The following is a 23,506-nucleotide window of genomic DNA, read 5'->3' as shown; positions in this document are numbered from 1 at the left end:
CGCGAGCGCCCCTCGGGACGCGACCCGCGCCTCCTGCCCGACCCGCGCCTCCTACCCGACCGTTCGCCGATGAACCCCGCATGCGAAGACGAACCCCGATTCATCGGGGTTCATCGTCGTGAACGGGGTTCGTCGGGCAGCGAGCCGGGCAGCCGCCCCCGCCTCACCCCGCGGCGGTGACCCGCAGCAACACGACCCGCTCGGGGAACGACGACGGCGCCTGCAGCCCGGCGACCGCCAGGGCGCGCCCGTCGAGCACGACCCCGGGGTAGGCGCCGGCCTCGTCCACCGTGCCCCACCACGGCGGGGGCGTCAGGCCGTGGTCGGGCGAGCCGACGGTGACGGGGGCGACCCGGTACCGGCGCTCGGGGTCGAGCCCGGGCAGCAGCACGCGGCCGAGCGGTGCGACGTCCGACCGCCCCACGGAGGCGAGGAAGAACAGGGCCTCGCTCGCGTCGGCGGCGACCGAGCCGTAGACCAGCAGGGACGGGTCGGCCTCGTCGACCCGCACGAGGTCGCCCGTGTGCATCAGCTGGCGGTGCTCCTTGTAGAGGGCGATCCACCCGGCGAGGTCGCGGTTCTCGGCGTCGGTGGCCCGGGCGAGGTCCCACTCGATGCCGAGGTGGCCGAACAGGGCGGTGCCCGCCCGGAACGACAGCTCGTGCCAGCGGCCGGTCGAGTGGCTGACGCCCGAGGCGATGTGCGAGCCGAGCAGCTCGGGCGGCAGGAGCTGCATGGTCCAGCGGTTCATCTGCTGCCGGTCGAGCGGGTCGATGCAGTCGCTGACCCAGACGCGGTCGGTGCGCTCGAGCACGCCGAGGTCGACGCGGGCGCCGCCGGACGAGCACGACTCGATCTCGAGACCGGGGAACCTCGCCTTGAGCTCGTCCATCAGCCGGTACGCCGCGAGGGTCTGCTCGTGGACGCCCGCGGCGCCGGTCGGCCAGGTGCCGGCGTCGACGAGGTCGCGGTTGTGGTCCCACTTCAGGTAGGCGATGTCGTACTCGGTGAGGATCGCCGTCATCTGGCCGAGCACGTGCTCGAACGCCCCGGCGATGCCGAGGTTCAGCACCTGCTGGTCGCGCGACCGCGGGGGCAGGCGGTCGCCGGTCTGCAGGATCCACTCGGGGTGCTCGCGGGCGAGGTCGCTGTCCTCGTTGACCATCTCGGGCTCGAACCAGAGGCCGAACTCCATGCCGAGGCCGGTGACGTGGTCGATCAGCGGTGACAGGCCGTCGGGCCAGACGTCGCCGTCGACCACCCAGTCGCCGAGGCCGGCGTGGTCGTCGCGTCGCCCCCGGAACCACCCGTCGTCGAGCACGTACCGCTCGACGCCGAGGGCGGCGGCCCGGTCGGCCAGGTCGCGCAGGCGGGCGAGGTCGTGGTCGAAGTAGACGGCCTCCCAGACGTTGATCGTCATCGGGCGCGGGCGGGTCGGGTGCTGCTCGCGGGAGCGCAACCACCGGTGGAACCGCCGGGCCTGGTCGTCGAGGCCGTCGCCGTACGAGCCGAAGACCCACGGGCTGCGGTACGACTCGCCCACCTCGAGCCGCAGCTCGCCCGGCAGCAGCAACTCGCCGCCGCCCAGCACCTGCGCCCCGGTCGACAGGCGTTCGGCGTAGTGCCGGTGGCCGCCGCTGAACCCGACGTGCAGCCCCCAGCTCTCTCCCGAGCCGGTGCCGAAGCCGAACCCGGGCACGCCGACGCTCAGCACGGTCGCGGCGTCCGGGCCGGTGCGGCCCTTGCGTCCCTCGCGTTCGTGCACGCCGACGACGAGCTCGCGGCGCTGGGGCGTGCGCTCCTTGCCCCAGCGGCCCGCGAAGTCGAGGATCTCGCGGGCTCGTGGCGGCACCGGCAGGGCCAGGTGCAGGTCGGTCAGCGTGTACACGTCCGCCGCCGTGCTCGCGGCGCCGGCCGCGGTGCTCGCCGCCCGGTCGTCGCCGGGGGTCGACCGACCGCCTCCGCGTCGCCCGGCGACGTTCGTCAGCTCGGCCCGGGTGCGGACGAGCCCGCTCGCCGTCAGCTCGATCTCGAGCACGACGGCGAGCCCGGCGACGTCGTCGTGCGCCTCGACCGTGACGACGGCGGCGCCGGCGTCGACCAGCTCGGGACCCGAGGAGGCGCGGGTCGCCTCCGCCTCGCCCGTCACGTCGAGCGCGTCGACCATGAACCGCGGCGACCAGTCGGCGCCGTCCGAGCGGTGGCCGCCGACGCCGGGCTTGCCCGACCAGCCCGCGTGGTGCTCGGGCAGGATCGCCAGGCGCACCGGTTCGTCCATCAGGTTGTTGACGTACGGCGGCACCGCCGCGGCGGCGAGGGACCGCACGTCCTCGAGCGTCGGCCGGCCGAGGGCGGCGCCCCAGTGCAGGACCGCCGGCAGGCGCGCGTCGGTGACGTCGAGCAGCAGGCTGACGCCGGCGCTGCTCAGGTGGACGAAGGCGTCGGGTGCTCGGGACGGCGCGACGACGGTGGGCGACGGGGTGGGGTGCGACACGGGTGCTCCAGACGGCGGCAGATACTTTCGTCCGAAAAGTATCTCCGACGCCGAGCGGGGGTCACAACCCCGGCGGGGTCCGACCGCGGGTCGGGAGGCCCCGGTCAGCAGGCCCCGATCAGGAGGCGCGGGGCGAGAACAGCCCGTCCGTCACATCGGTCGGCTGGTCACGGAACCAGCGCAGCAGGGTGCGGACCTTGTGCGACGACGACGGGGACAGGTTGCTGAAGTCGTCGTGGACGCCGGCACCCGCGACGGAGGCCGTGCCGGTGCCCGTGCCGGAGCCGGAGTCGAAGACGTCGGCGTAGCCCGGGAGGACCGTCGCCAGGTCGTCCGTGACGGCCCGGTAGCCCATGGTCCAGGCGGGGAACAGCCGGTCCTCGACGAGTTCGTCGACGATGGTGTGCACGGCCGTGTGCCGGGGGTCGCGCGCGATCACGGCGAGGCGCTCACGGACCGCCTCCTCGGGCCCCTCGAGCACCTGGATGAAGCGGCCCTCGCGGTGCAGCAGCATGCCGGTGATGCCCAGGCGGGCGTTGTTCGAGCGACTGGTCATCAGCAGGTTGGCCAGGTCGTCGTCGGTGAAGGGGTACGACGATCGACTGACGTACACGGTGGACAGCACGGGTGGGCCTCCTCGGGCTCAGGGCTGGACCGATTCTGCACGGCGTCCCGCCCCGCCGCACTCCCCACTTCTGGGCGCTGACAGGTCCGCCCCCGGCCCCAACGTCCCCGCCGCGTCCCGGCCACGTCCCCGCCCGACCAGGTCGCACCACCGACGTGTCGTCGAACCACCCTCGTGCGTGGCTCGACGACACATCGGTGGTGCGACCTCACTCGGCCCGGGGCATCGTCCGCCCTCCGCTGGAACCGTGCCGCCGACCCTCGAGCCCGAACCACTCGGCCTGCCCTGACCGGCCGTGCCGCGTCACCGTCGCACCGCCGACCCGGGCTCGCACCGTGACCGGCGGGTGCCCCGAGGCCGCACCACGCTCGCGTCGTCGAACCACCTCGGAACACGGTTCGACGACGCGACGGTGGTGCGACCCGACCCGACCCGACCCGACCCGACCCGACCCGACCCGACCCGGTCCGGCACCGACCGGATCAGCTGCCGCGCGGTGCCGACCCCCGGGCCCGACGTCCCTCGAGCACCCCGGCGAGCAGCACCACGGCCACGCCCACCACGGGCACGAGCAGCAGTCCGTACCGCAGCCCGGCCGAGTCCGCGACGAACCCGACGACGGGCGGCGACGCCAGGAACCCCAGTCGCAGCAGCCAGCTCACCAGCGTCAGCCCCGTGCCGGCCCGGAACCCGGGCAGGTTGTCCGCCGCGTGCATCGCCGCCGGGATCAGGGTCGCGACGCCGAACCCCGCCGCCGCGAAGCCGAGGATCGTGCCGATCACCGACGGGAACGCCAGGGCGATGCCCATGCCCACCGCGACGAAGACGCCCCCGGCCCGGGCGACGGCCTTCTGGCCGAAGCGGTCGACCATGCCGTCGCCCAGCAGTCGTCCGACGAACTGGGCCCCCTGCAGCGAGACGAACCCGAGGGCGGCGACGGTCACGCCGGCCCCGAGCGAGCCCAGGTAGAGCGCGGCCCACGTGCTGCCGGCGTCCTCGACGACGGCGCCCGACGACGCGATGACGACGAGGGCCAGCAGCACGCCCCACTTCGCGACGAACCCGGGCGAGACGCGGCGACGGTCACGAGCCGAGGAGGTGCGGGTCGCGTCGTCGACGGAGCCCGCCCCGGTCACCGAGCCGGCCCGCGCCTCCTGCGCTCCGCCGTCGGGGGAGTCCGTCGCCACGGGCGCGGCCGCCGCCCCGGCACCCGCGGTCACGTCGTCGCCGGGCAGGACCGCCGCGTCGGCCGTCTCGGCCGCCCCCTCGGCCGGTTCGGGCCCGGCGAGCAGCAGCGGGTAGGCGACGAGCGCCACGACGGCGAAGATCAGCGCCGAGGCCCCGAGGTGCCAGACGATCGGGATGCCGAGTCCCGCCGCCGCCCCGCCCATCAGCCCGCCGAGGACGGCCCCGATGCTCCACACGGCGTGGAACGAGTTGAGGATCGACCGGCGGTAGCGGTACTGCACGCGCAGTCCGTGCGAGTTCTGCGAGACGTCCACGATGGCGTCGAGGGCGCCGGCGAGCAGGAAGCCCGCGGCGAGCAGCCCACCGACCGGGGCGATGCCGGCCAGCAGGACGGCGACCCCGGTGACGACCGTGCCGACCACGGCCACCCGTGACGACCGGAGGCGGCGGATCAGCCATCCGGCACCGAGCCCCGCGACGAGCGCGCCGACGGGCATCGCCGCGACCGCCAGGCCGAAGTCGGCGTTGGACAGCTCGAGGCCGTCCTTGATGGCGGGGTAGCGCGGGAGGAGGTTCGCGATCAGGGCGCCGTTGGTGAAGAAGAGCAGGGCGACGCCGAGTCGGGCTCGGCGGTCCTCGCGCGTCGGCACGGTGCGGGCCGGCGCCGCGGGAGAGGTCGTCGGTGACGTCATGGTGTACGAACGTACACTAAGGCCGGGCGGCCGCGGACCGCTCGCGGGGACGCGCCGCCGAGGTGATCAGCGAGGCGCCCGCGACCACCACCAGCACGACGATCATCGCGCTGCGCAGGCCCACGTGCTCGCCGACGAAGCCGAGCAGCGGCGGCCCGACCAGGAACGCCACGTAGGCCATCGTCGCCACGGCTCCGACCGCCGTCGTCGGGTCGTCGCCGTCGGCCGCGGCCGAGACGGTCACCGGGAAGCCCAGGGCGGCACCCAGACCCCACAGCACGACGGCGACGCCCGCGACGACGACCGAGTCCGAGAAGACGACGAGGGCGATGCCGACCGCCGAGACCAGTGCGCTGGCGCGCAGCACGGTGGCGTGCCCGAAGCGGGCGAGCAGCGGTTCGCCGAGGAAGCGGCCGACCGTCATCGCTGCCGCGAACGCCGTGAAGACGACCGTGCCGGCGGTCGCCGAGACCCCGTGCCCGTCGACGAAGAGCAGCGGCAGCCAGTCGTTGGCCGACCCCTCGGCCAGGGCGAGCGCGAGCACGATCAGGCCGAGCAGCACGAGCCGGCGGTCGCGCCAGACCGCGAGCGACCCGGCGAGCCGGGCCCGCACCCCGGAGGCGCGCTCGGCCCGCTCGTCGGCGCGTCCGGTCGAGCGCGGCACGATCGGCACCGCCCAGGCCAGTGCGGCGCCACCCGCGAGCGCGACCCCGAGCAGGTGCCACTGGACGGGGACGTGCGTCGCCGTCAGCAGGATGCCGAGGCCGGCCCCCGCGACCGTGCCGAGGCTGAAGCAGCCGTGCAGCACGGGCAGCACCGACCGGCCGGAGGCGGTCTCGATGGCGGCGCCCTCGATGTTGACCGCGATCTCGGCCAGGCCGACCCCTGCCCCGACCAGGGCGAGGCCGACGAAGACGCCGGGGGTGATCGAGAGCGAGGCGGCCACGCCGACCAGGGCCACGCCGGCGACCAACGAGCTGCCGCCGATCGCCACGGCGCGGTGGGCTCCGTGCCGTCGCACGATCGGGGCGGACGACAGGACGCCGCCCATCGACCCGATCGACAGGCCGAAGATGACGAGGCCCATCTCGCCCGTCGACGCCTGCAGCAGGTCGCGGATGGCCGGGGTCCGCACGACCCACGAGGCGAGCGAGACGCCGACGACCGCCATGAAGACGAACACCGCCGCCCGGCGTCGGGCGAGCTCGGGGCTGAACGGCGGTCGGTTGGTCATGGGTCCAGTGTGTACGTTCGTACGCTCGTCGTCTAGGGTGTCGTGCATGACCACCACCGACCACTTCGCCGGCGACCCGCGCACGAACCACGAGCGGATGCTCGCGGGCGACCTCTACATCGCGGACGACCCCGAGATCGCGGCGCAGCAGCAGCGGGCGATCACCTTGCAGGCGCGCTTCGCCGCGGTCTTCGCCGACGACGTCGACGCCGCGCAGGCCGTCGCGCGCGAGCTGTTCGGCAGCATGCACGAGACGGCCCACGTCCGGCCGCCGGTGTACGTCGACTACGGCAGCTCCATCACCATCGGGGCCGGCACGTTCGTCAACTACGGCCTGACCGCGCTCGACGTGGCCCCGATCACGATCGGGGCCGACTGCCAGATCGGCCCGAACGTCCAGCTGCTGACCCCGACGCACCCGGTCGAGCCGCAGCCCCGTCGCGACAAGCTCGAGGCCGCGAAGCCGATCACGATCGGCGACAACGTCTGGCTCGGCGGCGGCGTGATCGTGCTGCCCGGGGTGACGATCGGCGAGAACAGCGTGATCGGCGCCGGGGCGGTGGTGACGAAGGACGTCCCGGCGAACGTGGTCGCGGTCGGCAATCCGGCCCGCGTGCTGAGGAGCATCTAGTCGTGGGCGCCGTTCGCCGTACCGAGCCCGACCGTCGTGACCGCCTCATCGACGTGGCGCTCGACGTCGTGGCCGAGGTCGGCGTCGCCGGCGCCTCGCACCGCAAGATCGCGGCGCGCGCCGACGTGCCCCTCGGCTCGATGACGTACCACTTCGACGGCATGGACGAGCTGCTGTACGAGGCGTTCTCGCGCTTCGCCGAGACGATCATCGTGCGGTTCGAGAGCCGGCTCGGTGCCGCGACCACTCGCGACGATGCCAAGGAGGCGGTGGTCGCGTTGGTCCACGACGACCTGACCGGCCCTGCCGCGGTCCGCGACCAGGTGCTCAGCTACGAGCTCTACACGCTGGCCGCGCGGGAGCCGAGGTTCCGCGAGATCACCCGCGAGTGGATGCGCCGCAGCCGGGTCGAGCTCGAGCGCCACTTCGACCCGGACACCGCCCGCCAGGTCGACGCCCTGATCGAGGGGCTCTCGATCCACCGTGCCCTCGACCCGTCCCCGCCGAGTCGTGCGCTGACCCGCGAGGCCGTGGACCGCATCACGCGCGCCTCCTGACCGTCGCCGGCCGCGCCTCCTGCGGTTCCGCTCGACATGGCCACAAACCGAACTGTGGTCGCCCCCGGATGCGACTCACAGTAGCTAGGCGCTCTAATGGGACCGGTGCAGAAGATGCACGGCGGTGAGAAGGTACGCACCGGATCGGGACGAGAGTCGAGAAACCAGTGGACGCAGAGAGCGACATGTCGCGCCGCGCCCCCGAGGTCGACGCTCCCGGCGCCTCCGACGCGGCGTTCGGCGACTTCAACGTCGCCAGCGACTTCGGCGAGATCGGCGACGCGACCCGCACGGCGGCGGCCGACCTCTTCTTCGGCGACTTCGCGCCCCCGCTCGACCCCGACCTGGTCTTCGAGTGCTCGGCGTCCATGAACGGCGAACACGGTGCGGTGGCCCTCTACGAGGACCGCGTCATCGTCGAGAGCCCCGACGAGCCCGACGGCGAGGCCGTGTTCTCGACCGAGACGGTGCGGGCCTGGTGGCTGGTCGAGGGCGAGACGTTCTTCGCGCTGGTCGTCGAGGCCGACGTGCTGCACCGCACGCGGCTGCCGACGGGCTTCAAGGCCGTGCTCAAGGCGGCGTTCACGAAGGCCTTCGGCCCGGCGACGAGCCCCGCCGGCGCGTGAGCCCCGCGCACCTCCGCCCCCGCTTCGGGGCTTCGGCCCGGTCAGGACGTTCTTTCAGGGGCCCGGTCATGGCAGGATCACTGTGATGGAACCCGAACAGACCCTGCCCCCGGTGCGTTCCGAGATGGGCGGCCGCGACATGGACCAGGCGCGCGCCCTGTTCGAGGACACCTACAACGGCGCCGGGTTCCGCACCGACACCCGGCAAGAGACCTTCGCCTACCGCTACACGACGGCGGGCGACGAGGACATGACCCTGCGGTCGGCGATGTTCCTCGGGGACATCCGCGGGGCCATCCAGCCCGAGCGCGAGTACGTCGTCGCCTGGATCACCGCGGGCGAGGGCCGGGTCGACGTGGGCGCCGAAGAGGCCGCGTTCGAGATCGGCCGTCCGCTGATGTTCCCGACCGGCAAGGCCTTCGAGTTCGAGGTGCGCGAGTACCGCCAGAACCTGGTGCACTTCGACGCCGCCTACCTCGAGCGCATGGCCGCCGAGCACGAAGGGGCCCTCGCCGGGCCGTTGCAGTTCGACCACACGGCCGTGCCCGACCTGGCGAACCTGCGTCGTTGGCAGTCCACCATCACCAACGCCGCGAAGACCATCCTCGGCGGCGAGTCGACCGAGCTGCTGCGCTCCGAGCTCAAGCGCGAGTCGGCGTTCGCCCTGCTCGACACGTTCTCGCACCGGTCGATCGACCTGCCGCCCGCCCTGCTCGTGCCGCGCAACGCCCGGCTGCGCGAGGCGGTCGAGTACCTGCACACGCACTCGCACCTGCCGGTCAACATGACCCAGCTGGCCGAGTCCGTGCACCTGACGCCGCGAGGGCTGCAGCAGGCCTTCAGCCGACAGCTCGGCGTGACGCCCACCGAGTACCTGCGCACCATCCGCCTCGACCACGTGCGGGCCGAGTTGATCGAGCTCGCCCCGGGCGAGGCCACCGTCGGCGCCGTCGCCCAGCGCTGGGGCTTCACCCACCTGAGCCGCTTCACGGCGTCGTACGTCGGACGCTTCGGCGAGTACCCCAGCGCGACGCTGCAGCGCTGAGCCCCCGCCGTCAGCCGCGCCGGCGCGAGCAGGCCGCGCCGCGCCTCCTCGAGTGGGCACGCCGCCACGATGTAAACAGTCCGCCACGTCTTTGTGTGGCGGACTGTTTACTTCATGGCGGGATGGGGTGTGGCGCGACCAGCCCACCAGCCACCACGCCAGGAGGTGGTCACCGCGCCACGGGAAAACCTGGCGCCGTGACCACGTCCTGGCGCCTTGACCACCTCCTGGCGCGGTGCCCGTCACCCGGCGGCGTGCGCGCGACGCGGGGCAGCCTCCTGGAGGCGCGGGTCGCCACCCGACGCGGGTCGCGCCCGACGGCGCGCGGGTCGCGGGCCGCGGGTTGTGCCCGATGGTGCGCGAGGCGGGTCGCGTCAGCCGCGCAGCGCGGCGGCGACCCGGTCCCACCAGGCGGCCGACGCCGCGCGGGTACCGTCGAGGCGGTCGGCCCACGCCGAGCGCACCGCGTCGCGTCCGGCCCAGGCCGCCAGCGCGACCGCGTCGGCCTCGCCCGCGAGCAGCTGCGCGGCCGAGACGACGCTCGTCTGCCCGAAGTTGCCGAGCGCCCCGGTCAGCTTGATCGTCGTGTAGTCGTCGACCGCGAGCCCGACCGTCGGCACGCCGCCCGCGACGGCGAACACGGCCGGGTGGTAGCGGCTCGTCAGGTGGAGGGCCGCCCCGCGGGCGAAGCGGGCGGCCGCGGGGGAGTCGGTCGTGGGTTCGACCCGCGCCGGCACGGTCAGCTGGTCGAGCACGGCCCGGTGCAGCAGCGAGTCGCCGCGCTCCTCGGTCGGGTCGAGCGAGCCCCAGTGCGCGAGGAACACGACCTCGAGCCCCGCCTCGCCCGCCACCCGGTCGAGCAGTCGGGCGACGGCCGTGGCGAAGGCTCCCCGGTCGGCGTCGCCCACGTGTGCGGACAGGCTGACGGCGAGGTACGGCGCCGCCGCGCCCGCCACGGACGCCGCGCTCGCCGCACCCCCGGCAGGAGGCGCGGCCTCGAACCCGAGGAAGCTCGCGTCGTCCACCGTCCCCACGGTCGTCGCCGGGTCGACGCCGAGCGACCGCACCAGCTCGAGCGACGCGCCCTCGCGCAGGCCCACGAGCGCGGCGGCGTCGAGCAGTTCGGTGACGAGCTCGCGGTCCTCGCCCTCGAGCACCGGCCCGATGGTCTGCCCGCTGACGACCAGCGGTTTGTCGAAGCGTCGGGCGATGAGTCCGAGCGTGTTCCGCTCGTAGACGTGCATCGGCCAGAGCGAGGCCATGTTGCCGCCGCCGGCGACGAGCACGCCGTCGGCTTCGCGGACGGCCTCGACCACCTGCCAGGCCGGGTCGTCCTGCGGGAGGTGACCCGCGCCTCCGTCGATCGCCGACAGCACGCGGGCGCGTCGCTCGCGCTGGCCGAGCCGGCCGCCGGTCGTCGCGGGGTGGAAGCCGATCGCGGGCACGGCGTCGATGCCGTACCGCTCGGCGGTCTCGGCCGGGTTCGACGAGACGCCGGTGATCGTGGCGCCGCGGGCACGCAGCTGCACGGTCGCCTCGTGGAACATCGCCTCGTCGCCGATGTGGACCATGCCGTCGAGCACGCCGACGTCTCCGATGGTGACGATTCGCACGGGTGGGACCTCTCGCTGCGGGACTCGGCAGCGGGATCGATGCCGCCCACGACGGTACCGGACCCCCGCGGCGTCGAGCACACCGGCCCGCCACCGGGCGGCCACCGGGCGGCGATAGGCTCCACCAGGCCCCGGGCTCCCCGGGCCGGGCACCGCACCACCACCCCGCCGCACCCGAGAGGCACCGCCATGGGCATCCAGACCTCGCTCGACGCGATCCACGAGGCCGACCGCCTGGTCGACTCGATGCGCCTCGCCGACGACCTCGCGCTCGACGCCGCGCGCACCGGCGGGGCCCGGACGATCCGCGTGCTGCGCGGCGCGCTCGGCAGCCCCGACCAGCTCGTCGCCATCGCGGCGACGAACGCCCTCGCGCAGGTCTTCGACGAGCAGGCCGACGTCGTGCTGAGCGATCTGCTGTCGAGCGACCGCACCTTCCTCCGCGAGCACGCCGCGTCGGCGCTCAGCCAGCGGCTGCCCCGCTACGACACGGTCGGTCGGCTGATCGGGCTCGTCGTCGCCGGGGGCTTCACCGGCATGGTCGCCCAGCGCACGCTCGAGCAGTGGTCGTCGGCCGCCCCCGCCGTGGTCGGCGTCGCCCTCGAGGGCGCCCTGATCGGCGTGCACGAGCCCGACGCCCGGTACCGCCTGGTCGAGACGCTGGGCCTCGTGCGCGCCCGCATCACCTCCCGCCCGCTGCTGACGATCGCCCGCGACCGGGGCGAGGACGAGCACGTCCGCGTCGCCGCCGTCTCGGCCCTCGGCCAGCGTCGTGGCGACCAGGCGGTCGCCGCCGTCGTCCACGAGCTCGCCCGCCACGACGGCTACCTCGGCGACGTCGCGCGCCTGTCCGCGATCGACCTCTCCGCCCCGGACGAGGTGCCCGACGGCCACCGGGTGCACGACCGCGGAGTCGAGGACGGACCCGACGGCGACCACCCCGCCGGGCGCGACGGTCTCACCATCGCGCAGCTCTTCCTGCACGCCGACATCGACGCCGGCCTCACCCACGCCGGCAGCGGCGACAACGGCGGCATCGCGACGCTGCTCGTGCGGCTCGGCGACGCGCTCGCCGCGGGCGGCGTGCTCCCCGCCGGAGCCGTGCTCCCCGCAGGAGGCGCGGTGCCGGCCCTCGGCGACCGTCGCGTCGAGCGGGTGGTCACCCTCTCGCGCGGGTCGGCGGACGCGGCGGTCGAGAGCGTCCACGATCTGGCGACCCGCGCCTCCGGACACGTCTACGGACGCGTGCCGCTGCTCAGCGACCCCGTCTCGTCGGCGACCGCGTGGCCGCTGCGGGTGGCGGCCCGGCGCGGCATCCGGCGGGTGCTGCGCGCCGCGGGCGGCGTCGACCTGCTGCACCTGCGGATGGCCGACGTGGGCAGCCTCGCGGCGGCCGACGTCGCCCGCGAGCTCGACATCCCCGTCGTCTTCACGGTGGCACCGGACCCGCACGCCGTCATCCAGTCGCTCGACCTGTCGGGCGCGCTGACCCGCGAGACCTTCGGCGACGTCGACGAGGTCGAGCACTTCTGGTTCCGCACCCGGCTCGTCCAGCAGCTCGCGTCGAACGCGTCGCACACCGTGCTGTTCCCCCGGCCCGAGCTCGAGCGCGACATGCGCGAGCTCGTCGGCATCGACGTCACGTCGCACCCCGAGCGCCACACGATCGTGCCCGAGGGCATCGACCTCGGTGTGGTCGACCGCTCGGTCGCCGAGGCCGCCGAGCACGCCGCGGGCCTGCCCGCGACCCCGCCGCTCGCCGAGCTGGGCGCGCTGCTCGAGACCCTGCCGCCCGAGCGTCGCGGCCTGCCGCTGCTGGTCAGCGTCGGACGACTGCACCGGGTCAAGGGCATGGCGACGATCGTCGAGGCCTGGGCCGACGGACCCCTGCGGGACCGCGCGAACCTCCTGCTGATCGGCGGCGACCTCGAGCACCCGAGCGCCGACGAGCGCGAACAGCTCGACCTGATCGACGCGATCGTCCCCGCGAGCCGGCACCGCGCCTCCGGACTCCTGTTGCCCGGCCACCGGCCGAACGACACGGTCGCCCGGTGGGTCGCCGCGGCCCGCTTCGGCCTGCCCGGGCTCGCGGCGCCCCGCGGCGTCTACGTCTGCGGCAGCCTGAAAGAGGAGTTCGGCATCGCCCTGCTCGAGGCGATGGGCTCCGGTCTGCTCGTCGTCGCGCCGCAGGGCGGCGGGCCCTCGACCTACGTGCGCCAGGGCGACACCGGCTGGCTCACCCGCACCTGGGACGTCGACGCCCTGCGCCTCGCGATGGGCGAGGCGCTCACCGCGGCCTCGGTCGAGACGACGGAGGCGCGCGCGGCCCGGTCACGCGACACCGTCGAGCGGTCCTTCACGATCCAGGCCATGGCGCGGTCGCTGTCGGGCGTCTACGACACGGTGCACCACGACGAGCTCGAACAGCGCGAGTGGAGCGTGAGCGCACGATGACCCTGCTCGTCGTCAGCCCCGACTACGCGTCGCACCTGCTGCCGCTCGCGACCCTGGCCACCGAGTGGCGCGACCGGGGCGAGCGCGTCGTCGTCGCGACCGGCCCGGCCACCGCGGCCATCGTCGAGTCGTTCGGCTTCGAGCGCGTGCACCTGCAGCTCGGGCGCGGCTCGAACCCCGGGGTGATCCGTGCCGAGGAACAGGTGGCCGAGGAGGACGCGTCGCTGCGCGGCTTCTTCGACGCCACCCGGCTCGGCATGGTCGAGACGCTCTCGTACCAGGCGCGCGAACGCCTCACCGACCTCATGTGGCAACCGGTCGCCACGGCCCGGGCCGTGCTCGACGTGGTCGCCGCCGTCCAGCCCGACCAGATCGTCGTGGACCACCTCGCGTTCAGCGCCCGGCTCGCGCTCGTGGCCGGCGGCGTGCCGTTCGCCGACGTCGTGCTGGGGCACCCGACCGCGCTGCCCGTGGGCGACGAGGTGTACGGCTGCCCGCCCGATTGGCCCGCGGCGTTCGGCGGTGCCGGCGCCGGTGCCGACCCGGCGCTGGCCGGAGGCCGCACCACCGTCGAGTCGTCGAACCACCCCGGAACGCGGTTCGACGACGCGAGCGTGGTGCGAGCTGCCGGAGATGCGTCGGCGGTGCGATCCGACGCCGGCGCGGCGCCCGACGGCGTCGCCGGGCTGCGCGAGTTGTGCGAGCGGGTCGACGCCTCGTTCACCGCCGAGTGGAACGCCGCGCTGGCCGAGCTCGCTCCGCACCTGCCGCCGTCGACGAGCGCCTTCGGCGAGCACGGCGACCTGCTGCTCTACAACTACCCGGGCGAGCTGGCCGACCCCGAGCGCGAGGCCCTGCTGCCCCCGCACGTCTGGCTCGGATCGGCCGTGCGTGCCGAGCCGGTGGACGCCGAGGTCGCCGCCTGGCTGGCCGACGGCGCCGACCCCGCGCCCGCGCCCGACCTCGACCCCACCCCCGATCGCGACCCCACGTCCGACCCCGACCCCGACCTCGACCCCACGTCCGACCCCGATCCCGCCCCGTTCGTCTACGTCAGCTTCGGCAGCTTCCTCTCGGTGCGGTCGGACGTGCTCGGGCGCGTGGCCGAGGCCCTGCGTCGGGTCGGGGTGCGGGCCGCGATCGCGCTCGGCTCGGGCGACCGGGCCGACCTCGGCGAGGTGCCGAGCGACTGGCTCGTCCGCGAGTTCCTGCCGCAGGTGACGCTGCTCGACGCGGCGACCGCGGCCGTCACGCACGGCGGCAACAACAGCGTGACCGAGGCGATGACCGCGGGCGTGCCCGTCGTCGTCCTGCCGTTCTCGACCGACCAGTTCGCCGGGGCCGCCGCCCTCGAGCGCACCGGGGTGGGCGTGGCGCTCGCCCCGAACACGGCGACGGTCGACGAACTGGCGGAGGCGCTGCGGCACGTGCTCGACCTGCCGACGCGCGACCCCGGTGCGGCCGGGCGCCTGGCCGGGCTGGCGGCGTCCCTGCGCGAGACGCCCGGACGGGCACGAGCCCACGCGGCGCTGACCGGGCGCGGCTGACCGAGACGCCCGGACGGGCACGAGCNGGGCCGGTGCGTCGTCACGGAGACGACCCGGTTTCCTGGCCGCACCTCGCGAGGCGGAGTGCGGCCAGACAGGTACTACTCCGTGGCGGCGGTGATCTTCGCGACGCCGACGAGCATCTCGTCCTGGACGGCGTCGGTCTTGAAGGTCTGGTTCAGCAGCGACGCGGCGTCGGGGCTGATGTGCACCGTGGTGCCCTCGAGGACGGCGTTCGAGCCCTCCATCTGGATCGGCTTCAGCGTGCCACCCCAGAGGTTGAAGAGGTAGGCGTCCTCGGCGGCGACGGTACCGTTGGCGGTCACGGTGCCGTAGAGCTTGCTCTCACCCGGGTCGATGCGGAAGTCGGTCAGTTCGACGACGGTGCCGTCGGCGGCGGTCAGCGACAGGCCGGAGCCGTCGTGGTCGATCTCGCCCTGGACGTAGGGTCGCACGTCGCTGTCGGGGCCGTAGTAGTCGACGTTGCCGCCCGTGATGGGGAACGCGAACGTGCCGTCGGTGAAGGTCGCGGTGCCCACGACGCCGGGGGTCAGGCCCAGGCTCGTGAGGGCGTCGACGAAGGACGCGTCCACGGCGACCTGGGTGTCGACGCCGTTGCTGAGGTCGGCGATGGACGCGGCGGGCGTCGACGCGGCGCTGGGCTCGGAGGACGACGAGCTCGACGAGGAGGACGTGTCGGTCGAGGTGCCGGAGTCCATCGAGCACGCGGCGAGGGAGAAGATCAGGGCGCCCGAGGCGACGAGGCCGAGGGTGGTCTTGGTGATGTTCTTGCGAGTGAAAGCGTTCATGGTGAAGCTCCTTGTCAGTTGGTCCCGGTGGGGATGTACTGGGTTCGCCACCGGGCCCGAAAAGGATTGGAACGCATCTACTTCGTTACCCCGCCGTGACCTCCACCGCCGCGTTCAGCAGATCCGACGTGTCCTAGTCTCGGTCCGTGCTCTCGACCGTGCTCGCCCTGGTGCCGTGGCTCGCCTTCTCGGTCCTGGTCGGCGTCGTCGTCGTCGGTCCGGTCGCCGGACTGTGGCTCGTGGGACGCCGACGGACGACCGGCGTTCTCCTCGGCCTGGCAGTGCTCGCGGTCCTGGCGCTCACGCTGTACCCGGATGGCGCGCCCTACCCGGGCATCACGTGCAACCCGGGCCTGCCGTACCTCTCGCCCACTGCGGTGGAGTCGACCGCGAACGTCCTCTTGTTCGTCCCGGTCTCGTTCTTCGCGGGGGTGCTCTGGCGACGACCGGTGGTGGCAGTTCTCGGTGCCGTCGCACTGTCGGGTGCCATCGAGCTGCTCCAGGCGCTGGTGGTGGTGATCGGTCGGGCCTGCGACACGAGTGACTGGATCACCAACACCGTCGGTGCCGTCGTGGGGGGCGTGCTCGCGGCGAGTGCCCTCACCTGGCATCGACGCCGCACGCCCGGTGCGCGAGGCCGCCTCGGCGGCTAGTCGGTGGGGACCACGTCCCAGTGCTCGCGGATGAGGCCGCCGTCGATGCGGAACAGGTCGGCCGCGAGCAGCGGGTCCCCGGGCTTCGCGCCGACCGCCTGCGAGAAGGTCCAGACGATGTCGCCGTCCGAGAGCGAGATGACGGACTGCTGCGCCGGGAACTGCGCACCGCTCCCGAACAGCTGCTTCAGCGCTGCCGTCCCGTTCGGAGCCACCGGGTTGTGCTGCAGGTACGCGGGGTCGAACGCGCGGTCGAGGATCGAGGGGTCGTGGTCCCGGAACAGCGTGTCGTACGCCGACACCGCGAGGACGCGATTGCGTTCTTCCTGACGTTCGGACGGCGCGGCGGTCGGACGCGCCGACCGGTAGAGGTCGCTGAACATCGAGTTCGTGTTCCCGCTGGCCGGTGTGCCGGTCGGAACGGGCTGCTCGAGCGACCAGTGCTCGACGATCCGGCCGTGCTCGAGGCGGAACAGGTCGACGGCGGCGTCACCGCGTCGTTCGTCGCCGGGGTCCGGCGTGATCTGCCAGTGCACCGCGACGAGGTCGCCGTCGGCTGCGACGTGTTTGATCACGGCGTGGGCACCGGGAACGCGGATGCGGTCCGCCGCGAACTGGGCGAGGAATCCCTCCGGCCCCGCCGCGGTCCCTGCTCCGTGCGCGACCGCGGTCGGGGAGACGAGCCGGGCCGCGAGCTCGCGGGAGGACGTGCCGTCCGGGTCGGCGAAGGTCTGGGTGAGGAGCGTCCGCACGGCGCAGGCGTTGCGGTGTTCGCTGGTGGTGTCTCGCCGGTCCGCGGCAGCCGTCACGGTCGACTTCGGTGGGGTCCCGGGAGCAGCGGCCGCCGGCGTGGCGACGCCGAGTCCGGTGAGGAGGGCGACTCCGGCGAGGACGGCCGTGCCGCGGGCGAGGCGGCGGGAGGAGCTGCGCGTGGTCAGGTCGTTCGTCATGTGCTCTCCTGCTCGTGTGGTCGGCGGGTGATCGCAGCATCGCAGGAAGCCCCGTCGTCGGCAGGTACGCACTTTCTCGTAAGCCACTCACGTGGAGGTCGGAATCGTGGAACCGCCTGCGCCGACCGCGCAGGATCGTGGCGCACTCGTTCGCGTCCCTGCGGCGTGTCCGACGCGAGTCGTGCTCACACCCGTCGCGAGGCGGCGGGGCGTGCTCCTGGCGTGCGGGCCGCCGGCACGCGCCGGCGCTGTCGTCCACGACGATCACGCCGTCTCTGCCGGCGCTCGCTCACGGGTCAGAAGGGCAGGGGCGTCAGCAGCCAGAGAAGCAGCAGACACCCGCTGGCCGCCAGGCCGAGAAGGCCGAGCGCCATCCCGGCCGTGACGACGCGCGGTCGGTCGTCAGGAGCCGACTCGACGTCGTCGCGGGCGAAGGCGACGGCGGCGACTCCGAAGAACACGGACACGGCCGCCCAGAGATCCAGCAGGATGCTCGCCCAGGGCACGAGTGGGGTGCCGATCAGCGAGGGGCCGTTGCCCGCGACCAGCAGGACCGGGCCGGACAGGCTCAGCCAGCCCAGGGCCCAGGCCCAGGACCGCGGCTCCGACGTCCTTCCCGGTGATGTCACGACGATCCCTCTCTCCCTCGACGACGACCCGTCCGCCTCCTCGTGACCCTCTCAGCATCGAGCCGCGGGCGCGTCCTCCCGACGGATGACACCCCCGGCGGGGTCGCGTGCCGCGGAGCCGCCGAGAGCGTTCCGCTGCACGGACTGCCGTGCGACGGACGTCCCCGTCCTCCCGCCACCTCGGCAGGAGGGGCGGGCGGACGGGGACGTCGGCGCGTCGGGGGCTACTCGGCCCGGCGGCGGCCTCGGATCGGGCCGACCACGCGACGGCCGCGACGCGAGAGCGCCAGGCCGAGCGCGACCCCGAGCAGGGCCATGGCGGCGATGCCGAGCACCGACGCGCTGCCGGTGAAGGCCAGCTGCGTCGCCGACAGGATCATCGGGAACGACACCGTGACGACCGCCTGGACCGTCTCGCCGGCCGTGTCGGTCACGCGGTACTGCACCGATGCCTTGGCGTCAAAGCCCTTCGCGGGGGTGAAGACGACGGTTCCGTCGACGACCGTCCAGGTGCCCTGCTCGGGCACGGTCAGCGTGCTGACCCCGTCACCGGTGGCCGGGTCGACGATCACGACGGTGCCGCGGTCGAAGGTCGCACCCTCGGTGGGGGCGTCGTTCGTCGTGACGTCGACGGCGACCGCGTGGTCGGTCGTGCCGCGCTTCTCGTCGTCGACCGCGACGGCCGCGCCCAGCACCGTGATGGCGACGGTCGCCCGGGCGGTCTGCCCGGCCTCGTCGGTCGCGGTGTAGTCGAACGCGTCGACCCCGACGAAGCCGGCGGCCGGCAGGTAGTCGTACGAACCGTCGCGGTCGAGGGTGACCGTGCCGTGCGACGGCGGGGACGCCAGGGCGACCCAGAGGGCCGATCCGTCGTCGTTGCGCATCACGCCGCCGACCGTGCCCGAGACGAGCCGCTTGCCGGCGATCGTCCTGCCCGAGTCGGCCATGGCCTTGACGCCCACGGTGAGGGTGACCGTGGCGGTCGCGGTGCCGCCGTCGCGGTCGGTCACCGCGTAGGTCACGGCGTCCTTCCCCGAGAACCCGGCGTCCGGCGTGTAGACCAGGCGGCCGCTGGGGTCGATGGTCGCCGTACCGTGAGCCGCGAGACCCGTCGAGGTCACGCGCAGGCCGATGCCGAGGTCGTTGCCCAGCACCCCCGGGGCGGCGACGGTCAGCGTCGTGTCGGCCGGCGTCGAGGCGGCGTCGTCGACCGTGGTCGGCAGCACCGTGATGGTGACGGTGCCCGTGCGGGTCTGCCCCTCACCGTCGGTCGCCGTGTACGTGAAGGCGTCGGTGCCCGAGAAACCGGGCTTCGGCGTGTAGACGTACGAGCCGTCGCGAGCCAGCTCGACCGTGCCGCGCGTGGGCGCGGCGTCGAGCGTCGCGGTCAGCGAGCTGCCCGAGTCGTTCGAGAGCACGCCGTGCGGGGCGTCGACGGTCAGCGGGGTGCCGGCACGGGTGCTGCCCGTGTCGTCGAGCGCCAGGGCACCGACGACGATGGTCGCCGTGGCCTTCACCGACCGGCCGGCCGAGTCGGTCGCCGTGTACCCGACCCGGTCGGTGCCCGAGAAACCAGGGACCGGCGTGTAGACGAACGACCCGTTGGGCCGGGTGTCGATCGTGCCGTGCGCCGGGGTGTCGACGCCCGTCACCGTCAGGCCGGTGCCGAGGTCGTCGACCAGCAAGCCGGGGGCCGGCACGGTGAGCGTGGTCGCGGCGGGCGTCGAGTACCGGTCGTCGAGGGCGCGGGGCGTCACGGAGACGGTGACCGTCGCCGTGGCGGTGCCGCCGTCCCGGTCGGTGACCGTGTAGACGACGATGTCGTCGCCCGAGAAGCCCGGGGCCGGCGTGTAGTCGAACGTGCCGTCCGGCGCGATCGTGACGGTGCCGTGCGCGGCCGGGGTCACCGTGGTGACCGTCAGGCCCGTTCCGACGTCGTTGCCGAGCACACCCGGCGCGCCGACGGTGACGCGGTCACCGGCGACGACCGAGGCGACGTCGGGGGCGGCCTTCGGGCTGACGACGATCGTCACGGTGCCCGTGCCGGTCTGTCCGTTGCCGTCCGTGACCTCGTAGCCGAAGGTGTCCTTGCCCGAGGTGCCGGGCTTCGGCGTGTACGTGTACGAACCGTCGGGGCCCGTGGTCACGGTGCCGGCCTTCGGCTGGTCGGTGACCTTCGCCGTCAGGTCGGTGCCCTTGTCGTTCGAGAGGACCCCGTGCGCGGCGTCCACGACGAGGGGCTGGTCGGCCACGGTGCCACCGACGGGCGAGTCGTCGACCACGATCGGACCGACGTGGATCGTCACCGTCGCGACGTCCGAGCCGCCGGATGCATCGGTGGCGCGGTAGGTCAGCTGATCGGTGCCCGAGAAGCCGTCGGCAGGCGTGTAGGTGATGGTGCCGCCGGCCGCGATCGTGGCCGTGCCGTGGGTCGGGGCGTCGACGATCTCGGCGCGCAGGTCGGTGCCGAGGTCGTTGCCGAGCACGCCGGGGGCCGTGACCGTGACCGTGGTGCCGGCGGTCGTCGAGGTCGTGTCGTCGACGGCGTCGGGCAGGACGACGATCGTCACGATGCCCGTGCTCGTCTGCTCCTCGACGTCGGTCACGGTGTAGGTGAAGCTGTCGGTGCCCGAGAAGCCCTTCGCCGGGGCGTAGACGTACGAGCCGTCCGTCGCGACGGTCAAGTCGCCGTGGTGCGGGGTCCCGTCGAGCGTGGCCGCCAGGCCGGTGCCGCGGTCGTTGGAGAGGAGGCCGTCCTTCGCCGACACGGTCAGGTCGCGACCGGCGGTCGCGGTGCCCTGGTCGGCCATGGCCAGGTCGCCGACGACGACCCAGGCGCGAGCCGTCGCGGTCTGCCCCGCGGCGTCCGTCACCTGGTACTCGAACGAGTCGGTGCCCGAGGTGCCGGCGTCCGGCGTGTAGCTCCAGCTGCCGTCGGCGTCGACCGTCACGGTGCCGTGGGCGGGCGTGCCGTGGTCGGTCACGCGCAGCCCGGTGCCGAGGTCGTTGGCGAGCAGTCCGGCCGAGGCGGGCGTGGTCACCGTGGTGCCGTTCGGCGTGGTCGCCGCGTCGTCGACGGCCACCGGCTTCACGGTGATCGTCACCGTCGCGGTCGAGGTGCGACCCGCGGCATCGGTGACCTGGTAGGTCATGGTGTCGGTACCCGAGAAGCCGGGCGTGGGCGTGTGGTCGAACTCGCCGTTCGGCGCGATCGTCGCGCTGCCGTGCTGCGGGCCGGTCACGATGGCGGCGCCGAGGCCGGTGCCGAGGTCGTTGCCGAGCACGCCGGGTCCGTCGACGTGGGCGTTTCCGCCCGCCACGACGGTGATGGCGTCGTCGACGGCCTTCGGGGCGACGGCGACCGTGACGGTCCCGGTGCTCGTGACGCCGTTCGCGTCGGTCAGCGTGTAGGTGAAGACGTCGGTGCCCGAGAAGCCCTTCGCCGGCGTGTAGACGTACGAGCCGTCGGGGTTGACGACGACGGTGCCGGTGGTCGGGGCGGTGGCGAGGGTGGCTTCGAGGGGACCGGTGCCCCCGTCGTTGCCGAGCAGTCCACGCCCGGCGGGCACGTCGAGGGCCGAGCCCGCGACGGCGTCGGCGGTGTCGGCCGAGGCGCGCGGCGCGACGGTCACGGTGACCGTGCCGGTGTCGGTGCCGCCCGTGCCGTCGCTGACGGTGTAGTCGACGAGGTCGGTGCCCGAGAAGTCGTCGGCCGGCGTGTAGAGCACGTCGCCCGCGGGGGTCACCGACGCGGTGCCGTGACCCGGCGTCGAGGCGGCGGTGACCTTCAGGCCGGTGCCGTCGTCGTTCGCGGTCAGGGCGCTTCCGGCGATGGTCGTCGGGGTGCCCGCGACCGCGCTCGCCGTGTCGTCGACGGCGGTGGGCAGCACGGTGACGGTCACCGTGCTCGTGGTGCTCGCGCCCTCGGAGTCCGTGGCCGTGTAGGTGAAGGTGTCGGTGCCCGAGAACCCGTCGGCCGGGACGTAGCGGTACGAGCCGTCACGACCGAGCACGAGGGAGCCGTGAGAGGGTCCGGTCGCCACGGCGGCGGTCAGACCGGTGCCCGAGTCGTTCGCCAGGACGCCCGAGGCCGCGTCGACCACGAGGGCCTGGCCGGCACGGGCGGTCGCGACGTCGTCGCTGCTCACCGGGGTGACGGTGATCGTGACCGTCGAGGTCGACGTGCCACCGCCTCCGTCGGTCGTCGTGTACTGGAAGGTGTCGGTGCCCGAGAAGCCCGTCGCGGGCGTGTAGACGTACGAGCCGTCGGCAGCGACGGTGGCCTGCCCGTGCGCCGGCTGCGTGTTCGACGTCACGGTCAGGTCGGTGCCCGCGTCGTCGGCGAGGACGCCGGGCGCGCCGACCCTCAGCGAGGTTCCGGAGGCGGTGGTCCCGGTGTCGTCGGAGGCTGCGGCCGAGATCGCCGCAACGGTGTTCGCGAAGGTGCACACGACGTCCGTGCCGTCGGCGCTGGTCGCGGCCGGGAAGGTGAACTGCGCGGTGTTGCCCGAGCCCGACGCGACGGTCGCGTCGTCGGTGACGTTCGCGCAGCGGTACGTCGTCGAGTAGTCGGCGAGGCGCGTCGAGCTGTTGCCCGCCGTCTGCGAGACGGTGTACGTCCGGGCCGGGATCGCGAGCGCGGCGCCGGCCTTCTGGGCCTGGACTCCGTTCGCGGTGCCGGAGGTCGTCGCGGTGGACGGCGACGAGAGGTTGCCGCCGTCGACCTTGAGGGCGAACTGGTCGCCGGACTTCCAGCGGCCCGTGACGTCCGCCTTGCCCGTCAGGGTGTTGGCGTAGTTGCAGCTCGCGAGGTCGGAGTACGAGGTGACGTTGCTGATGGCCGGGGTCGTCATGCGGCTGACCTCGGTACCCGAGCTCGAGTCGAGCTTGATGATCTGCATGCCCGACGAGACGTACAGGTAGCCGTCGGACGAGAAGGCGATGCCGGGGCTGTTGGTGCCCGTGGGCAGATCGGTCAGCTTGGTGGCGGCGAGGGAGGTGGTGCCGGCCGTGGTCGGGATCGTCTCGTCGTTCAGTCGGTAGACCGCGTTGCTCGCCACGACGAAGAGCAGCCCCTGCGTGCTGAAGGCGAAGTCGCCGTTGCCGGCCTGCAGGCCGGGGATGCGGCCGACGACGCCGATCTTGTCCCCGGTCTTCGGGTCGTACGCCGAGATCGTCGACGGGTCGCCACCGGTCGCGTAGTAGTAGATCCCGGTCACCGGGTTGACGGCGCCCCGCAGGGTCGAGGCGGGTGCGCCCGACGGGTTCGCGTTGGCGACCGTCGTGACGGCCCCGGCCGCCGAGTCGTAGCGCGCGAGCGTGTTGCCGTTCGAGTTGTTGGCCGCGCCGTTGGTGAAGGCGTAGGCGTCGAGGCCGTTCCGCCCGACGCCGAGGCCGTTGTTGGCCGGTGAGAACGGGTTCGCCGTCCCCGCGATCACGTCGGACACCGTGTTGGCCGCGACGTTGATGGCGACGAACTGGCCCTGACCGGCCGTCGCGTAGATCGTGTTCTGGTCGCACGAGAGCGCTGCGGCGGCCTGGGCCGGCGCCGGCGAGACGGCCTGGGTCACGGCGACGGCCGCCAGCAGGGAGGCGGTGGCGAAGGCCGCGAACGAGAGGGCGCGACGACGGGGGCGCACGGAGGCGCGGAGAAGCGACATGGGGGTGTCCTCGGGTGGGGCGTCCGGCCGGGTCGGATCCGGTCGGACGTCGGTCCTGCTCGACACGCGGGGGTTCAGGTGCCCGCGTGTCGCCCCCAC

General features: G+C 73.7%; 16 protein-coding genes. 7 read left to right on the top strand and 9 right to left on the bottom strand.

The genetic code is table 11. The annotated features are described in order from the left end of the window. Positions 1-163: 163 nt before the first annotated feature. The 4 genes from IFT79_RS02575 to IFT79_RS02560 form a co-directional block, all read right to left on the bottom strand. Positions 164-2,494 carry an alpha-galactosidase gene (locus tag IFT79_RS02575; protein WP_192122831.1) on the bottom strand — a complete coding sequence of 777 codons (2,331 nt, stop codon included), beginning with the start codon at positions 2,492-2,494 and terminating at the stop codon, positions 164-166. A 118-nt stretch (positions 2,495-2,612) separates the two neighbouring features. Beyond that, positions 2,613-3,119, bottom strand: a complete 507-nt coding sequence (locus IFT79_RS02570) for a BLUF domain-containing protein (protein WP_192122830.1) — start codon at positions 3,117-3,119, stop codon at positions 2,613-2,615. A 482-nt stretch (positions 3,120-3,601) separates the two neighbouring features. Further along, positions 3,602-4,999 (bottom strand): MFS transporter, encoded by a 1,398-nt coding sequence (locus tag IFT79_RS02565; RefSeq protein ID WP_192122829.1) that lies wholly within the window; start codon positions 4,997-4,999, stop codon positions 3,602-3,604. A gap of 16 nt (positions 5,000-5,015) precedes the next feature. Then, positions 5,016-6,233 (bottom strand): MFS transporter, encoded by a 1,218-nt coding sequence (locus tag IFT79_RS02560; RefSeq protein ID WP_192122828.1) that lies wholly within the window; start codon positions 6,231-6,233, stop codon positions 5,016-5,018. 46 nt (positions 6,234-6,279) lie between these two features. On the opposite strand from IFT79_RS02560, the gene IFT79_RS02555 reads away from it, so the two are divergent. The 4 genes from IFT79_RS02555 (at position 6,280) to IFT79_RS02540 (ending at position 9,092) form a co-directional block, all read left to right on the top strand. Next, positions 6,280-6,864: a sugar O-acetyltransferase gene (locus IFT79_RS02555; protein ID WP_192122827.1), complete on the top strand. Its 585-nt coding sequence runs from the start codon at positions 6,280-6,282 to the stop codon at positions 6,862-6,864. Positions 6,865-6,866: 2 nt separating this feature from the next. Next, positions 6,867-7,421, top strand: a complete 555-nt coding sequence (locus IFT79_RS02550; RefSeq protein WP_056044717.1) for a TetR/AcrR family transcriptional regulator — start codon at positions 6,867-6,869, stop codon at positions 7,419-7,421. A 167-nt stretch (positions 7,422-7,588) separates the two neighbouring features. Further along, positions 7,589-8,047 carry a hypothetical protein gene (locus tag IFT79_RS02545; protein ID WP_056044715.1) on the top strand — a complete coding sequence of 153 codons (459 nt, stop codon included), beginning with the start codon at positions 7,589-7,591 and terminating at the stop codon, positions 8,045-8,047. Positions 8,048-8,132: 85 nt separating this feature from the next. Next, entirely contained in the window at positions 8,133-9,092 is a 960-nt protein-coding gene (locus IFT79_RS02540; protein ID WP_056044714.1) for an AraC family transcriptional regulator, read from the top strand. A 374-nt stretch (positions 9,093-9,466) separates the two neighbouring features. Here IFT79_RS02540 and IFT79_RS02535 read toward each other — a convergent pair whose 3' ends face one another. Further along, positions 9,467-10,705 carry a polysaccharide pyruvyl transferase family protein gene (locus tag IFT79_RS02535; RefSeq protein ID WP_192122826.1) on the bottom strand — a complete coding sequence of 413 codons (1,239 nt, stop codon included), beginning with the start codon at positions 10,703-10,705 and terminating at the stop codon, positions 9,467-9,469. 189 nt (positions 10,706-10,894) lie between these two features. Here IFT79_RS02535 and IFT79_RS02530 point away from each other — a divergent pair, with 189 nt between their 5' ends. Both IFT79_RS02530 and IFT79_RS02525 read left to right on the top strand, forming a co-directional pair. Beyond that, complete coding sequence (locus IFT79_RS02530; RefSeq protein WP_192122825.1) at positions 10,895-13,159, top strand: glycosyltransferase; 2,265 nt, start codon at positions 10,895-10,897, stop codon at positions 13,157-13,159. Continuing rightward, positions 13,156-14,706: a glycosyltransferase gene (locus tag IFT79_RS02525; RefSeq protein ID WP_249407722.1), complete on the top strand. Its 1,551-nt coding sequence runs from the start codon at positions 13,156-13,158 to the stop codon at positions 14,704-14,706. Before IFT79_RS02530 ends, IFT79_RS02525 begins: the two co-directional genes overlap by 4 nt. Positions 14,707-14,807: 101 nt before the next feature. Here the strand turns inward: IFT79_RS02525 and IFT79_RS02520 are convergent, their stop codons facing one another. Then, entirely contained in the window at positions 14,808-15,515 is a 708-nt protein-coding gene (locus IFT79_RS02520; protein ID WP_192122824.1) for a hypothetical protein, read from the bottom strand. A 146-nt stretch (positions 15,516-15,661) separates the two neighbouring features. Here IFT79_RS02520 and IFT79_RS16800 point away from each other — a divergent pair, with 146 nt between their 5' ends. After that, positions 15,662-16,168 (top strand): VanZ family protein, encoded by a 507-nt coding sequence (locus tag IFT79_RS16800; protein WP_123571659.1) that lies wholly within the window; start codon positions 15,662-15,664, stop codon positions 16,166-16,168. Here IFT79_RS16800 and IFT79_RS02510 read toward each other — a convergent pair. The 3 genes from IFT79_RS02510 to IFT79_RS02500 form a co-directional block, all read right to left on the bottom strand. Next, a complete protein-coding gene (locus tag IFT79_RS02510; RefSeq protein ID WP_192122823.1) occupies positions 16,165-17,118 on the bottom strand; it encodes a nuclear transport factor 2 family protein in 954 nt (317 codons plus the stop codon). The genes IFT79_RS16800 and IFT79_RS02510 overlap by 4 nt on opposite strands. 296 nt (positions 17,119-17,414) lie before the next feature. Then, the gene (locus IFT79_RS02505) at positions 17,415-17,747 is read right to left on the bottom strand and encodes a hypothetical protein (RefSeq protein WP_192122822.1); all 333 of its coding nucleotides are present in this window, start codon (positions 17,745-17,747) and stop codon (positions 17,415-17,417) included. Positions 17,748-17,971: 224 nt separating this feature from the next. Beyond that, entirely contained in the window at positions 17,972-23,407 is a 5,436-nt protein-coding gene (locus IFT79_RS02500) for a beta strand repeat-containing protein (protein WP_192122821.1), read from the bottom strand. Positions 23,408-23,506: the final 99 nt, after the last annotated feature.

Source organism: Frigoribacterium sp. CFBP 8759 (assembly GCF_014841655.1).
GTDB lineage: Bacteria > Actinomycetota > Actinomycetes > Actinomycetales > Microbacteriaceae > Frigoribacterium.
The sequence above is the reverse complement of the archived record's forward strand: the minus strand, read 5'-3'. Positions and strand labels throughout refer to the sequence as shown.